This is a genomic window from Lentzea sp. (assembly GCF_036380075.1).
GTDB lineage: Bacteria > Actinomycetota > Actinomycetes > Mycobacteriales > Pseudonocardiaceae > Lentzea.
On the sequence record NZ_DASVFL010000146.1, the window covers coordinates 1 to 13,813 of the forward strand.

A 13,813-nucleotide genomic window follows, 5' to 3' on the forward strand; every position below is an offset into this window, starting at 1 on the left:
ACGCAGCTCGGCCACCTCCTCCTCCGCGCCCGCCACGATCAGCTTCGCCTGGGCGCGGGCGGCGCGTTCGGTGTCCTCCTTGAAGCGCTTCGCCTCGGCGCGCAGCTGGGAGCACTCGCGCCGGGCGTCGTCGCGCAGCTCGGCGGCCTCGGCCTCGGCCAGCGTCAGCACCCGCTCGATCCGGGTGCCGATCCCGCCGGCCGGTCCCGAGGCGTCCACCTCGACGGGCTCGGGAGCGCCGGGCGAGGAGTCGGGTACCGCCCGTTCCAGCCGCGCGGCGCGTTCCTGGAGGGCTTGGACGTACTCGTCGACCTGCTGGCGGTCGTAGCCGCGAAAGACGACCGCGAACCGGTCCTGTCCGCCGGTGGCCGGTTCGGCGGGGACAACCCCGGGCTCTTCCATGATCGCAGTGTCGACGTACCGGTGTCCCACGGCAATCCGGAAACCGGTGCGCCACAAGCGTTCGCACCATTGAGTGAATTCGCTCGCAGCCATCGGGGCGGTGCCGCGGAGTCCGCCGCACCGCCCCGGTGACGGGCAGGAGCCACGTCAGCAGTTCGCGCGCAGAACGATTCCGCTCGTACCGGGCAGGCTCACGGAGCTGACCGACCGGTCCTCGTGGTCGCGGTACGAGCGCTGCAGCGCGATCTTGACCTCGGAGCTTCCCGTCGGGTTGGCGTTGACCAGCGCCACGCCGCACGTGAAGTCCCTGCGGTAGACCTTGTCCGCGACCTTGCGGTAGGCGCCGGCGGGGTGCCCGAGGTACCAGTCGTACTCGGGATGCCACGGCGTCGGCTCCGCGTAGCCGTCGGTCGTCGAGATCTCCGCCATGGCCGCGCGTCCGCTGGTGACCATGTACAGGCTGGCCAGCGCGTACCGGAACGCCTTCGCGTCTCCCGCGCGGAAGTGGGGCTGCACCCACGTCGTCCGGCCGGCGGCCTCGTCGGCGGCGATCTCGGCCACCTGCCTGCTCCAGCCCTCCGGGTACTCCGGGAGGAGGTCGCTGCTCGAGAACGTCAGCCACCACTCGTCGAACGCCCCGTCGACGAAGGCCGAGTACGCGTCCCAGCCGCCGGGGTGCAGACGCGCGTTGCTCAGGTTGGCCACCGACGTCAGCCCCGCCGCGGTGAAGCCGGCCCTGACCTCGGCCAGCATTCCCTTGTAGGCCTGCTGGAACGATGCGTTGTCCGGGTACTTCGCGGGACACACTCCCGGATGATAGGTGTCACACGAATAGAGGGCGTTGCCCAGGAAGACCCCGTCGAAGCCAATGCTCTTCGCATCCGCCACGACGCCCGAGACCCACGCTTTCCGGTAATCGGGATTGCCGACGTCCATCTGCCAGTGACCGTCGTAACCCGAGTAGGTCAGCTCTTTCCCGTCACTGCTCCTGAGGAACCACTCGGGTTTGGCGGCGCGAACCGAGCAGTAACCGGTACCCGTGGGCAGAAGCCTGTCGTCCTTGCCCCCTCTGCAAGCATAAGAACGAGTGGAGGAAAGATCTTTGTAGACATATGTCTTGATCGCGGGATTCTGCGATTTCAGCTTGCGCAGCAGGTCGCCCTCCCACGCGTTGAGCACGACGTGAGCGCGGCGCTTCGCCTCGACCGCGATCATCTCGTCGGTCACCGGCGTGCTGTTCAGGTGCAACCAGAACGACTGCACACGTCCTTGTGGCACCACCGGGGCGGCGGCCGCACCCGGTCCGGTCGTTGGTGGTGAGACGAGGGCGGCCACCAGGACCGCCACCACGGAGAAAACGTTCCCTGCTTTAGTCGATTGCCACACCCTGCGCATTCCGACAGACATAACCCCTCCTGGCTGAAAGGCTCTGTTCACCAACCGCCGGGGACCTTCTTTTGTGGTAACACCGCCCGGCGGGCGCCTCAACGCGAAGGGCGCAAACCACCTTTTCCAGTGGGCGGCCGGAACCAAACGACACAGTCGGTGCTCGCGCTCTCCCGCGCGAGTGAAGAGCCACCCCCAGCCGAAAGGAGTGTGGTGTCACGCATTGTGCACAGCCATTTCGGCCGCGACTATTCCAGAGCACCAGGAATCGCTCGGCAGCGATTGAAAATTCAACTCTTCCGAATGGAACGGGAGTATGCAGCACTGCCCATGTGATGCGATTCCCGCCGTGCCGGAATAGCGCTCCCACGACAGCCGGCGCCCCTAGGAGTCCAGGCCGAGCACGAGCTGCGGGGTGGGGATGGTGTGGTCGTCGCGGATCGGCCGCACCGCCGTGCCCACCGCGAAGAACTCCGTGACGTGACCGGACCAGCTGTGGTTGTGCTGCAACAGCTGCACGCCGACGATGCCCTCCGCCCGCAGCGCCGCCGCCTCCGCCTGCATCCGTTCCATCGCGAGTTCCCTTGCCGTGTAAAGACCTTGGGTGAACGCGGGCAGCTCGGCGTTGCGCCCCAGGTTCTTCAGGACGCCGCCGACGGTCTGGTGCGCGACGTGGTAGACGCACGTGCCCATCACCATGCCGGACGGCGCGTACCCCGCCTGGAGCAACGTCCAGAAGTCCTGCCCGGACAGGTCCGAGGTGAACGGCTTTCCCTCGTGGTTGAGCCAGTTCCCGCCGTCCTCCGCCTTCACGGCGGTGCCGACGGCGCTGAACTCGGCGACGTTGGCCCCCCACTCCTGGAGCTCGACCTTGAGCCGCACGCCGACGATGCCGTCCGCGCCGAGCACCTCCGCCTCGGCCTGCATGCGGGTCATCGCGAGCTCCCGCGCGCGGTACATCGCCTGCGAGAGCACGTCGAGCTCCTGGTTGGCGTTCCAGCGCCGGAACTGGAGGCCCACGTGGTAGATCGACACGCCGAGCACCAGCCCCAGCGGCCGGAAACCCGCCTGCCGCACCAGCAGGAACTCGTTGACGGACAGGTCGGACGTGAAGATCCCCCTGCCGCCGGGCTGGAGCTGGCGGAGTCTCTTCATCGCCTCGGTGGACAGTTCGACGCTCATCCGGATTTCCCCCTCAGTGCAACGACACGGTGGTCGACGGCGGCCGCGAGACCAGCCGGAACTGCACGATCGCGGTTCCCACGAACAGCACCCGCGCCTCGGCGTCGGTGCCGTGTTCACCGCTTCCGCATTCCTCGTTGCCGATGTGCGTGCTCATGCTGTGGAGCACGACCTCTTGCGCGCTGTGGAGAAGGGCGTCGTCGCGGAACGCGCGCCGCGCGGCCGCCATCGCCTCGGCGAGCATTTCGGTGTGCTCGGGTTGTTCTTCCCTGGCGGGGCGTCTCCCGCGGAGGTGGCCGCGGACCGTGGCCGGTCCGACCACGACACCCGCCGGCACCCATCCCGCGAGCAGCAGGGAGGTGGGCTCCCCGTCCTCGACGTGCGTCGTGAACGGCCGCGCCAGGTGCACCTGGCCGCCCGCGCGCACTGCCGTGCCCGACGCGGTGAACTCGACCTGGCGCCCCAGCCGCTGCTGGACCAGGCGCACGCCGGTCACCCCGTCGCCGCCCAGGTCCGCGCAGTGCTCGCGCAGCCGGGCGAGCGCCGTCGTCCAGCCCTCCCGCACCAGCCCGGTCGCGGCCGTGTCGGGACAGACCTCGAAGCCGTCCCGGTTCCGCCCGCACGGCGGTCGCGGAGCGCGGGCGTCGAACACCGAGGTGCCACTCGCCGGCCCGAGCCGCGTGAACCCGACCGGCATGGTCACCGGACGCTCACCGGCACGATCGTCAGCGGTGCCGCGGCCGGCGCGCGGAACGACGTGATCGCGGTCGCGGTGAACACCGCCTCCGCGTAGAGGTCACGTCCGTGCAGCTCCGGTTCGCCCTGCGGCGGCGGCTTCGGTGACGCCGGGACCCGCAGCTCCCACGACGGGGACTCGACCCCTCGCCTGCTGCTCTCCCACGACGGGGTCTGCAGGGGCGCCCTGGTCTCCCACGGCAGGAGCACCGCGCGCGTCGTGGGCCTGCCCCACTGCGCGGTCTGCGCGCCCGACCTGCTCAGCCAGCAGTGCGGTTCGCTCACCCGCACGATCGCCTGCCCCAGCACGATGCCCTCGCCGCGCAGCCGTGTGCAGTCGGCTTTCAGCAGTGCTCGCGCACGTCGCTGGACATCGCGCACGACAGCGCTGTGCAGCGTCAGTTCCCGGTTGGCCAGTGTCGACCCGAGCGCGCGCGGCAGTTCGAAGTGGTGAGTGACGACCGCGGCGATCCCGAGTGCGAGACCGCACGGCACCCATCCGCTGTGCAGCAGCTTGGCGAAGTCCCGTCCGCTCAGGTCCGTCAGGAACGGGGTCCGGGGCCGCACACCGCCGTCCGCGCGCACGGCGACACCGGTGACGCTCACCTCCGTGACGCGGCCGAACTTCCGCTCCTCGGTCACCTGGACGCCGATGACGCCGTCCGCGTCCGGGGCCATGCGGCGCAGCTTGCCGATGGCGTCACCGACCGCCGTGGAGAGTGCTTCTTCCTGCCGTTCCGCGGTGCTCACCATCGCGCGGCAGTCCAGGCGTCCGACGGCGGCGCGGCGCACGTGGTTGCCGAAGACGGGGCCGAGCGGGGTGAAGCCGGCGGATCGCAGCGCCTGGTGGTCCGCCGCGCTCAGCTTCACGGCAGGTCCGGCAACGTGATGCGGCGCAACAGTTCCGCGGCTTCGGCGTGATGGTCGGCGTACGACGTCAACGCGGCCGCGAGCGCACGGGACCACTCGTCGATCCTGACCTCCGAGGTGCTCAGCACGATGCCGCGCGCCTCGTGGACGATCTGCGCGCTCACGGCGGCGCCGACCGACCTCCGCTGCAACGCGAACCGCCGGTCCCCCACCCGCACGGTCACGGCGAGCACCGGACCGCCGCCCCGGCGCAGCACACCGGACTTGCGCCGCACCTCGACCATGTCCGGCGGCAGCGCCTCGGACAGCGTGTTCACCAGGAAACCCGCGTACAGCGCCAAGTCCGCGCTGTGCGAACGCAGACTCGCGGCGAGCGTCTCCACATCCCAGTCCGACACCCTGCCCCCACGGCGGATCGGTTGGCTTCAGCCCGTGCAGCCCCCAGAAGGCCAAACCGTACCAGTGACCTCACGGAACGCGTTCGATCTCCGCCGGGTGCAAAGGTGTCGCTCAGGGGCGGGAAAGGGGCAAGATCGAACCGATCTGTCGTGCGAGCAGGAAGGTCTTCCATGGGGCTCTCACTCGACGCCGCCGACGTCCTCCCCCGGGACGCAGCGGACGCCACCCTCGTCGCGAGGGTGTTCGACCCGGCCGCGGGCGGTCCTTCGGTCGTGACGATCCGCGGTGACCAGGTCGTCGACCTGACGCCGTGGGCACCGACCGTTTCGGCACTGCTCGAACGACCGGACGCACCGGACTTCGTCCGCGACCACCCCGGCGGCACGACGTGGCCGCTCGCGGACGTCCTGGCCGGCGCCGGTCCCCGGTTCCTGGCACCGGTCGACCTCCAGGTGCTCAAGGCCGCGGGCGTGACGTTCGTGCGCAGCATGCTCGAGCGGGTCATCGAGGAACGCGCCGACGGCGATCCGGCACGCGCGGAGGAAGTGCGCGCGAAGGTGGGTGCGATCGTCCGCGGCCACATCTCCCACCTGAAGCCGGGATCGGCGGAGGCCGCGGAGGTGAAGAGGGTCCTCCAGGCCGAGGGCCTGTGGTCGCAGTACCTGGAGGTCGGCATCGGCCCGGACCCCGAGATCTTCACGAAGGCGCCGGTGCTGTCGGCGGTGGGACCGGGAGCCGACATCGGCGTGCTGGCCCGCTCGGCCTGGAACAACCCCGAGCCCGAGCTCGTCCTGGTGGTGAACTCCAGCGGAAAGCCGGTCGGCGCGACGCTCGGCAACGACGTCAACCTGCGTGACTTCGAGGGCCGCAGCGCCCTGCTGCTCACGGAGGCCAAGGACAACAACGCCTCCTGCGCCATCGGGCCGTTCCTGCGGCTGTTCGACGACGGCTTCACCCTGGCGGACGCCAAGGCCACCGAGATCGCCCTGGACATCACCGGCCCCGACGGCTTCGAACTGCACGGCGTGAACCCGGTATCCGAGATCAGCCGGGAGCTCGAGGACCTCGTGTCCCACGCCTTCGGCGCGCACCACCGCTATCCCGACGGCTTCGTCCTGTTCACCGGCACGATGTTCGCCCCGACCGAGGACCGCGACCAGGCCGGCGAGGGGTTCACGCACAAGGTCGGCGACGTCGTGCGCATCTCCTCTCCCCGTCTGGGGGCGTTGACGAACGTCGTGAACACGGCGGAGGACGCGGAGGACTGGACGTTCGGCATCTCCGCGCTGATGCAGAACCTCGCCGCCCGCGGTCTGCTGGGCCCGCGTCCTTGACCTCGGTGGTCAGACGGCCAGCCAGGGAACCTGAGGGCCGGCCAGCTGCAACGGCTCCGCGCCGTCGAAGATGAGGTAGCAGACGCCGTTGAGCATGTCGGCGTTGAAGTCCACGACGTGCTCACCGCGGTGGCCGCGAGGCCCGCCGCCACGAACAGCGTCGACCCGAAGAAGAACCCGTCGGACTGCTGGTAGGTGACGTCCGTGCCGTAGTACCGGGCATAGCCGAGCGTGAGATCGGAGTAGGTCGCCTCGCCGGGCGCGAGCAACAACGACACTGCGCGCGAATTCCTTTTGCTGAGCTGGAATTGCGGCAGCCTGCGTCGCACTGTTTTCGCGCCGACGCGGAGCTGCATTGCAGCAGTCGCGCAATCCGCACCAGTCGTTACCGCTGCCGCTGCTCCGATCCCAACGCCGCACAACCCCGCCGCCGAGGGTGGGTGCGACACACCCTCCCTGGGCGGCCCGCCCCTCTCTACCGTGGTTCCCGGAGGCCCGAAAGCCGTGGAACGAGAGGAAAAGCGATGAAGTACAAGACGTTGGGGAACACCGGGTTGATCGTCTCCCAGCTCTGCCTGGGGACGATGACCTTCGGTGGTGCCAGCGGCGTGTACGAGCACATCGGGAACGTCGACCAGGCCGGCGCCAACGAGCTCGTCAAGGCCGCCCTCGACGGCGGGATCAACTTCTTCGACACCGCCGACGTCTACTCCGCCGGACAAAGCGAGGAGACGCTCGGGCGGTCGTTCCGCGAGCTCGGGATCCCGCGGAACGAGTACGTCCTCGCGACCAAGGTCTACAGCCGGACCGGTCCCGGCCGCAACGACGTCGGCGCTTCGCGCGGGCACGTCATGGACGCCGTCGAGGCGAGCCTGCGCCGGTTGCAGACCGACCACATCGACCTCTACCAGGTCCACGCGACCGACCTCGTGACGCCGTTGGAGGAGACGCTCCGCGCCCTCGACGACCTCGTCCGGCAGGGCAAGATCCGGTACGTCGGCGTGTCCAACTGGCAGGCCTGGCGCATCGCGAAGGCGCTCGGAGCGTCTCAGCGCCTCGGGCTGGCGCCGCTGAACACCGTGCAGGCCTACTACTCGGTCGCCGGGCGGGATGTCGAACGCGAGATCGTCCCTTTGCTGGCCGAAGAAGGTCTCGGTCTGCTGGTGTGGAGCCCCCTGGCCGGTGGTCTGCTGTCCGGGAAGTTCAGCCGGGACAACCAGTCGCCCGAGGGCGCCCGGCGTTCCGGGTTCGACTTCCCCGTGGTCGACAAGGAACGGGCCTGGGACGTGCTGGACGTCCTCAGGCCCATCGCCGAGGCCCACGGCTGCAGCCCGGCGCGGATCGCGCTCGCCTGGCTGCTCGCCCGTCCCGCGGTGACCTCGGTCCTCGTCGGGGCCCGGCGGCTCACCCAGCTCCAGGACAACCTCGCCGCGGTCGACGTCGAGCTGAGCGAGGACGAGATCCGGCGGCTGGACGAGGTCAGCGAGCTGCCGCCCGAGTACCCGGGCTGGATGCTCGGCACGCAGGGCGTCGACCGCTGGGGTGTGACGGACCTCTGGAAGGACCGCGTCGCCCCGGTGTCCTGAGGGGTCAGTTCAGCACGAACGTCCTGATGCTGCTGGCGGGCAGCTGGGCGTTGAACGTGCCGTTCGTGATGGTGAAGTCGTTGTAGTGCGCGAGGTTCGCGCCGGCGTTCGTCAGCCAGGTGGAGGCGGTCGCGGAGCCGGTGTCCCGGATCGTGAAGACGTGGTCGACCGGCGAGGTGTTCTTGTTGATGGCGACGATCACGATCCTGGACCCGCTCTTGTACGCCGAGATGTAGACGTTCGCCTGAGGGTTCGCGGTCGCGGTGATGCGCGAGTAGCCGGGACGCACCCACTTCGAGAAGTGCGCCATGTTGGCACCGCGCTTGCTGATCTGGCCGTCCTCGCGCATCGGGCCGTAGGAGCGGCGGATGTACCACCACACGTAGGTCTGGAACCGGCCGTCCACCAGCGCGCGGTGGATGTGCTCGCCCACGTCGAGCGCCTGCGGCCACAGGTCAGCCGACTGGTTGCTGTTGGGGTGGTAGACCTCCGTCATCCACAGCTCCTTGCCGGCACCCTTCTGCTGGAAGAGCGGGTACGGGAAATCCGAGGTCTGGGTGCCGTAGAGGTGGGCGCCGATGATGTCGACGTTCGCCAGCGCGGCGCTGTCGTTGAGAATGGGGTCGGAGAGGTTCTTGCGGTACTGGAACGACTCGGGCGCGATGACCCTGGCGTTGATCGAGCCGGCGTTCTCGCGCAGGAACCGGGTGATCTCACTCGCCGTCCACGCCGTCCATTCCTGCGCGTAATCCGGTTCGTTCTGGACCGAAATCCCGTACAGGTTCACGCCGTTGTTCGCCATGAACGCGACGAAGTCGTTCAAGTGTTGCGCATAAGCGCCGTAGGACGAGTAGCGGAGCCGCTTGCCGCCGGAGAAGGACTCGGTCATCGAGGCGGGCGGGTTCCACGGCGAGGCGATGACCTTGGCGCCGAGCTCGGCGGCGCGCCTCGCGGTGGCGACCTCGCGGCTCCAGTTGGCCCGGTCCTCGTGGACGGGGATGCGCAGCACGGTGAACCCGAGCTGCGCGGCGCCGTTGCCGAACGCCGTCTCGCGCTGGGCCGCGGTGAGGTCGTTGATCCAGACGGTGTGGTTCATGCCGCCGAAGCCGAGGATCGTCTGCTGCACGTTCGACGGTTCGACGACCACCGACGTGGCCGCGGAGGCCGGGGTCCCCGCCGCGAGCACCGGCAGCGCGACGCCCGCCGCCAGCAACGTCCGCCGGCTGAAAGCGTGCGAGACCGCGTTGTCCGGGTTTTCCTGGCGTGAGGTCATGACATCTCCACGAGGGCTCTCGTTCAGGATCGGAAATCTCGGATTCCACCCAGTCTTAACAGTGTTCACGCCGGGTGGTCAAGAAATAGGTCAATCGAATTGTCGAATGACGAGAATTCGACGGTTCCCGCACTTCTCCGCCATTCACACCATTGCCCGTGACCGATCAGTGGATTGTGGAGCGGCCGTTCCGGCAGTACCCCTCTGCTGGGCGGCGGACGGGTGCGCGACCTAGGCTGTGATCATGACCCAGTCGACGTCCCCGGCCCCTCAGGAAGCCTTCGACCTGCTGCTCTCGGGCAACCGGCGGTTCGTCGCCGGGACGCCGGAGCACCCGAACCAGGACGCGGTGCGCCGGTCGGAGATCGCACCGGCCCAGCGCCCGTTCGCCGTGCTGTTCGGGTGTTCGGACTCCCGGCTGGCCGCCGAGATCATCTTCGACCGCGGCCTCGGCGACCTGTTCGTGGTGCGCACGGCGGGCCACGTGGTGGGCTCGGAGGTGCTCGGCAGCGTCGAGTACGGGGTCGAGGTGCTGGACTGCCCCCTGGTCGTGGTCCTGGGCCACGACGCGTGCGGCGCGGTGGGGGCCGCCTGCGCCGCGCTGGACGACGGCACGGTGCCCGGCGGGTACATCCGGGACGTCGTCGAGCGGGTGACGCCGAGCGTGCTGGCGGCACGGGCCGCCGGGCGCGGGTCGGCCGACGAGGTGCTCGCCGAGCACGTCAGCCACACCGTGGACCTGCTGCTCGACCGCTCGCGCCTGCTCGCCGACCACGTCGCCGCCGGTCGGACCGCCGTGGTGGGCCTGCGCTACCGGCTCGCCGACGGCAGCGCGCGCCTCGTCGCGTCCCGCGGCCTGGACACGTCCGCTGCGGCCGTCTGACGGCGTTGCGCTGAGCCTGTTTCGGCGGCACTTCCCGGGGTGGACAGGCGGAGTCGACGTCTCGGGACGTGCCGAGCAGCGCGAGCGGCCGGACGCGCGTCAGGCCCGCAACCGCACAGGCCCGGCGTCGATGGCGACGCGGAACAGGTGGTACGGCTTGCGCCGGCGGTCCTGCCCGCCCTGGTACCTGGCCTGCCGGTGCAGCTGGTTGGCCGTGACGTAGAGGTGGCCGGCGGCGACCGACATGGTGTCCGGCCACAGCAGGCGCGGGTCGTGCGCGACGGTCTCGAACGCGCCGTCCGGCAGCCTGCGCAGCACGGCGTTGTGCTCGAAGTCGGTCAGGTAGAGGCGACCGGCGTCGTCGGTCTCCAGCCCGTCCGAGCCGCCGCCCTTGTCGCCCTCGTCCACCACCTGCCGTCCCACTTCGTCGTCGGACAGCGACCGGTCCAGCAGCGCCTGCGTCGGCACGCTGAACCAGCGCCGGGAGGCCAGCGCGCAGTAGTGCAGGCGGGAGCCGTCCGCGCTGATCGCGATGCCGTCGGCGCCCATCGACACCGGCTTCGGGTCACCGTCGGCCGGCCGTTCCAGGAAGGGGCTGCCCTCCACGACGGGCCGGAACGACTCCAGCGGCTCGGCCTTGGTGGACGGGTGGTCGTGCAGCCGGCGCCACGACTCGCCGCTGTCCAGGTCGGCCACGATGATCCCGTTGGGCCCGGAGTCGGCCGAGTCGGTGATGTACGCGACCCCGGCCGTGCCGCGGCGCAGGTCGAACCGCACGTCGTTGAGGTAGGTCGTCTCCGGCGCCACCTCGCGCGGGAACGTGATCACCTTCGTGACGGTGTCGGTGGCCAGGTCGACGCACACCAGCTTCGGCCCGCCGGGTTTCGTGGGCCGGAACAGCGGGCTGCCGGTGTCGAGCACCCACAGGCGGTCGGCCGGGTCGACGACGATGCTCTGCACGGAGACGAACGCGCCCTCGTCGTCATCGGAGGACGGCGAGTTCCACGCCTGGTCGGGGAACGGCACCTCGGCCCCGTCGCGCAGCTCCACGACGGTCGCCGGGACCTCGTCGCCCCACTTCGGGAAGTTCACGAAGACCCGGCCGGTGTGCGAGACGCTGACGCCGGTCGGCATCGGACCGGTGAACTCGTGCACCACTTCCAGCCCGCTCACGTCCGAGGTCCTCACTGGACCGGCGGGAACTGGGCCTGCTGAAGCAGCCGCGCCAGGTGCACGGCGTTGCTCGCCAGCTTCTTGTTCGTCGTGGCGACGGCGTCCGGGGTCTCGTCCAGGTCGAGGTAGTCCTTGGGGTTCATCGCCTCGGAGTTCCAGTACGTCCCGCCGCTCGCGGGGATGGTGAACCCGATGTCGTTGAGGGCCTGGAAGCAGTCGGCGATGATCTTGTGGGCGCCGTCCTCGTTGCCCACCACCGCCACCACGGCGACCTTGCCGTACATCGACGGGCGGCCCTCGTCGTCGGTCTCGGACAGCTCGGCGTCCAGGCGTTCCATGACGCGTTGCGCGACGCTGGACGGGTGGCCGACCCACGTCGGCGTGGCCAGCAGGAGGACGTCGGCGGCGAGGATGCGCTCGCGGATCGAGGGCCACTGGTCGCCGTCGCCCATGTCGGTCTGCACGCCGGGGCGCACGTCGAAGTCCACGACCCGGACCAGGTCGCCCTGCACGCCGTGCGCGGCGAGCTCGTCCAGCACCTGCCGGGCGATCTTGTCGGAGCTCGACGGTGCGGGCGAGGGCTTGAGCGAGCAGGTGAGTGCGAGCGCGGTCAACGGTGTAGGAGCCATGCCTGGCGCCTACCCGCTCATCTCCACGCCAACCCGGTCCGCGGGATCAGGACCGGTCGGACAGGGCGGTCGCGCGGGCCTCGGGAACACCCAGCACCAGCAGGCTCGCGATGGTGGCCGCCCGGACACCGGAAGCGCCACCCGCCAGCTCGCTGTCCGCGATGGTGAACACGGCGTTGTAGGCGAGCTGGCTCAGCACGCCCGCCGGCAGGTGCCGCGCGAACACCTCGCCGTCCTGCCCCCGCTGCACCAGGTCCGCCAGCAGCACGTCGACCGGCCCGAGGAGGCTGTGGATCGCCTCCCCGAACTCGCCGCGGCGCAGCGCCACCAGTACCCGGTACCGGTGAGCGACCGGCCAGACGCGCGCGACGAACCGGGCCCATGCCACGTCCGCCGCCTCAGCCGCGGCGGCTTCGGTGAGCACGGCCGCCATCTCGGCGACGGCGCGTTCGGTGAGCGTCCTGATCAGGTCGAGGCGCGAGGGGAAGTGCCCGTAGACGGTGCGGCGGACCACGCCGGCCGCGGTGGCGATCTCGCCCATGCCGGCGTCCGGGTTCTCCCCCAGGACGTCGAGGGCGACGCCGAGGATGCGATCGCGGGTCTCGTTCAGGGAACGCGCACGGGACGACTCGGTGGCCACGGGACCAGTGTTGCACACTGCTGTGCAACGACGTAGGTTGCACAGCAGTGTGCAATGAACGACCGCCGCCGACGAGGAGAAGCCGATGACCGCCGCTACACCCCCCATCCGCCCGTTCACCGTCTCGGTCCCGGACTCGGAGATCGACGACCTGAAGCGGCGGCTGGCGAACACCCGCTGGCCCGCACCCGAGACGGTCGACGACTGGTCGCAGGGGGTGCGCGTCGAGAACGCCAAAGCGCTCGTGGACCACTGGCAGCACCGCTACGACTGGCGGCGGTTCGAGTCCGAGCTCAACCGGCTCCCCCAGTTCCTGACCGAGATCGACGGCCTGGACATCCACTTCGTCCACGTCCGGTCGAAGAACCCCGGCGCCCTGCCGCTGCTGCTCACGCACGGCTGGCCCGGCTCGGTCGTCGAGTTCCTGGGGCTGGTCGGCCCGCTGACCGACCCGGTCGCGTTCGGCGGGGACGCCGCCGACTCGTTCGACGTCGTCATCCCCTCGCTGCCGGGGTTCGGGTTCTCCGGGAAGCCCGCGGAGACCGGGTGGGACGTCCCGCGCGTCGCCCGCGCCTGGGTGGAGCTGATGGAGCGGCTGGGCTACACCGGGTGGGCGGCGCAGGGCGGTGACTGGGGTTCCGTCGTCACCACCGCTCTCGGCGCCATGCGGCCGGAGGGACTGCTCGGGATCCACCTGAACACCCAGTACGCCTTCCCCGAGCAGATCCCCGACGACCTGTCGCCGGAGGAGCGGCACGCCGTCGACACCCTCGGGTACTACAACGGTGAGCTCGGCGGGTCGAACCACCTGCAACGCACCAAGCCGGAGACCGTCGGCATCGCCCTGGCGGACTCCCCCGCCGGCCAGGCCGCCTGGATCTACGAGAAGTTCCAGTCCAAGACCGACAACCAGGGGCTCGCGGAGGACGCCCTGGACACGGACCTCATGCTCGACGCGATCTCGCTGTACTGGTTCACCAACAGCGCGGCGTCGTCCGGCCGCATCTACTGGGAGAACAGGGCGGGCTCCCTCGCCGGGCCGAAGCTGACCCTACCGGTGGCGGTGACCGTCTTCCCGAAGGACGTCCCGCTCCTGCCCCGGACCTGGATCGAGGACACCTACCTCGACCTGGTCCACTACGGCGAGGCCGCGAGGGGCGGGCACTTCGCGGCCCTGGAGCAGCCGGAGATCCTGGTCGGCGAGATCCGCACCGGTCTGCGCTCCCTCCGTTCGTGAGGAAAGCTTGCCCGCGGGCGCACCGTTCTTGCCGTTCCGTGCACCGGGGACTGGATCTCCCGGCCGCACCCGGCGAGTATGTGC

Annotated in this window: 14 protein-coding genes; 4 read left to right on the plus strand and 10 right to left on the minus strand. The window is 70.0% G+C overall.

Annotation, left to right across the window (positions count from 1 at the left end; translation table 11 throughout):
• The 6 genes from VF330_RS17600 to VF330_RS17625 all read right to left on the minus strand — a co-directional run.
• Nucleotides 1-402: hypothetical protein (locus VF330_RS17600; RefSeq protein ID WP_330852693.1), on the minus strand; the 402-nt coding region annotated here is incomplete at its 3' end.
• A 147-nt stretch (nucleotides 403-549) separates the two neighbouring features.
• Entirely contained in the window at nucleotides 550-1,752 is a 1,203-nt protein-coding gene (locus VF330_RS17605) for a putative glycoside hydrolase (RefSeq protein ID WP_330852694.1), read from the minus strand.
• Between the two features lie 420 nt (nucleotides 1,753-2,172).
• Entirely contained in the window at nucleotides 2,173-2,970 is a 798-nt protein-coding gene (locus tag VF330_RS17610; RefSeq protein WP_330852695.1) for a heavy metal-binding domain-containing protein, read from the minus strand.
• A 13-nt stretch (nucleotides 2,971-2,983) separates the two neighbouring features.
• Entirely contained in the window at nucleotides 2,984-3,667 is a 684-nt protein-coding gene (locus tag VF330_RS17615; RefSeq protein WP_330852729.1) for a heavy metal-binding domain-containing protein, read from the minus strand.
• Nucleotides 3,668-3,669: 2 nt separating this feature from the next.
• Complete coding sequence (locus tag VF330_RS17620; protein ID WP_330852696.1) at nucleotides 3,670-4,575, minus strand: hypothetical protein; 906 nt, start codon at nucleotides 4,573-4,575, stop codon at nucleotides 3,670-3,672.
• Nucleotides 4,572-4,973 carry a hypothetical protein gene (locus VF330_RS17625; RefSeq protein ID WP_330852697.1) on the minus strand — a complete coding sequence of 134 codons (402 nt, stop codon included), beginning with the start codon at nucleotides 4,971-4,973 and terminating at the stop codon, nucleotides 4,572-4,574. Before VF330_RS17625 ends, VF330_RS17620 begins: the two co-directional genes overlap by 4 nt.
• Before the next feature lie 171 nt (nucleotides 4,974-5,144).
• On the opposite strand from VF330_RS17625, the gene VF330_RS17630 reads away from it, so the two are divergent.
• Complete coding sequence (locus VF330_RS17630; RefSeq protein ID WP_330852698.1) at nucleotides 5,145-6,308, plus strand: fumarylacetoacetate hydrolase family protein; 1,164 nt, start codon at nucleotides 5,145-5,147, stop codon at nucleotides 6,306-6,308.
• Nucleotides 6,309-6,832: 524 nt separating this feature from the next.
• Nucleotides 6,833-7,894, plus strand: a complete 1,062-nt coding sequence (locus VF330_RS17635; RefSeq protein ID WP_330852699.1) for an aldo/keto reductase — start codon at nucleotides 6,833-6,835, stop codon at nucleotides 7,892-7,894.
• Nucleotides 7,895-7,898: 4 nt separating this feature from the next.
• On the opposite strand, the gene VF330_RS17640 is transcribed toward VF330_RS17635, so the two are convergent.
• Nucleotides 7,899-9,167, minus strand: a complete 1,269-nt coding sequence (locus VF330_RS17640; protein WP_330852700.1) for a glucuronoxylanase — start codon at nucleotides 9,165-9,167, stop codon at nucleotides 7,899-7,901.
• A 244-nt stretch (nucleotides 9,168-9,411) separates the two neighbouring features.
• Here VF330_RS17640 and VF330_RS17645 point away from each other — a divergent pair, with 244 nt between their 5' ends.
• Nucleotides 9,412-10,050, plus strand: coding sequence for a carbonic anhydrase (locus tag VF330_RS17645; protein ID WP_330852701.1), 639 nt, complete (start codon nucleotides 9,412-9,414; stop codon nucleotides 10,048-10,050).
• A 99-nt stretch (nucleotides 10,051-10,149) separates the two neighbouring features.
• On the opposite strand, the gene VF330_RS17650 is transcribed toward VF330_RS17645, so the two are convergent.
• The 3 genes from VF330_RS17650 to VF330_RS17660 are packed head-to-tail and all read right to left on the minus strand — an operon-like array spanning nucleotide 10,150 to nucleotide 12,492.
• Nucleotides 10,150-11,223: an L-dopachrome tautomerase-related protein gene (locus tag VF330_RS17650; protein WP_330852702.1), complete on the minus strand. Its 1,074-nt coding sequence runs from the start codon at nucleotides 11,221-11,223 to the stop codon at nucleotides 10,150-10,152.
• A gap of 11 nt (nucleotides 11,224-11,234) precedes the next feature.
• Nucleotides 11,235-11,852: a flavodoxin family protein gene (locus VF330_RS17655; protein WP_330852703.1), complete on the minus strand. Its 618-nt coding sequence runs from the start codon at nucleotides 11,850-11,852 to the stop codon at nucleotides 11,235-11,237.
• A gap of 46 nt (nucleotides 11,853-11,898) precedes the next feature.
• The gene (locus VF330_RS17660) at nucleotides 11,899-12,492 is read right to left on the minus strand and encodes a TetR/AcrR family transcriptional regulator (RefSeq protein ID WP_330852704.1); all 594 of its coding nucleotides are present in this window, start codon (nucleotides 12,490-12,492) and stop codon (nucleotides 11,899-11,901) included.
• An 85-nt stretch (nucleotides 12,493-12,577) separates the two neighbouring features.
• Here VF330_RS17660 and VF330_RS17665 point away from each other — a divergent pair, with 85 nt between their 5' ends.
• The gene (locus VF330_RS17665; RefSeq protein ID WP_330852705.1) at nucleotides 12,578-13,729 is read left to right on the plus strand and encodes an epoxide hydrolase family protein; all 1,152 of its coding nucleotides are present in this window, start codon (nucleotides 12,578-12,580) and stop codon (nucleotides 13,727-13,729) included.
• The last annotated feature ends 84 nt before the right edge of the window (nucleotides 13,730-13,813 follow it).

Bases quoted from the DNA above. Each gene is read 5' to 3' on its own strand.
- VF330_RS17610 (WP_330852695.1), bottom strand. From the start codon at position 2,970: ATGAGCGTCGAACTGTCCACCGAGGCGATGAAGAGACTCCGCCAGCTC.
- VF330_RS17615 (WP_330852729.1), bottom strand. From the start codon at position 3,667: ATGCCGGTCGGGTTCACGCGGCTCGGGCCGGCGAGTGGCACCTCGGTG.
- VF330_RS17630 (WP_330852698.1), top strand. From the start codon at position 5,145: ATGGGGCTCTCACTCGACGCCGCCGACGTCCTCCCCCGGGACGCAGCG.
- VF330_RS17635 (WP_330852699.1), top strand. From the start codon at position 6,833: ATGAAGTACAAGACGTTGGGGAACACCGGGTTGATCGTCTCCCAGCTC.
- VF330_RS17640 (WP_330852700.1), bottom strand. From the start codon at position 9,167: ATGACCTCACGCCAGGAAAACCCGGACAACGCGGTCTCGCACGCTTTC.
- VF330_RS17645 (WP_330852701.1), top strand. From the start codon at position 9,412: ATGACCCAGTCGACGTCCCCGGCCCCTCAGGAAGCCTTCGACCTGCTG.
- VF330_RS17655 (WP_330852703.1), bottom strand. From the start codon at position 11,852: ATGGCTCCTACACCGTTGACCGCGCTCGCACTCACCTGCTCGCTCAAG.
- VF330_RS17665 (WP_330852705.1), top strand. From the start codon at position 12,578: ATGACCGCCGCTACACCCCCCATCCGCCCGTTCACCGTCTCGGTCCCG.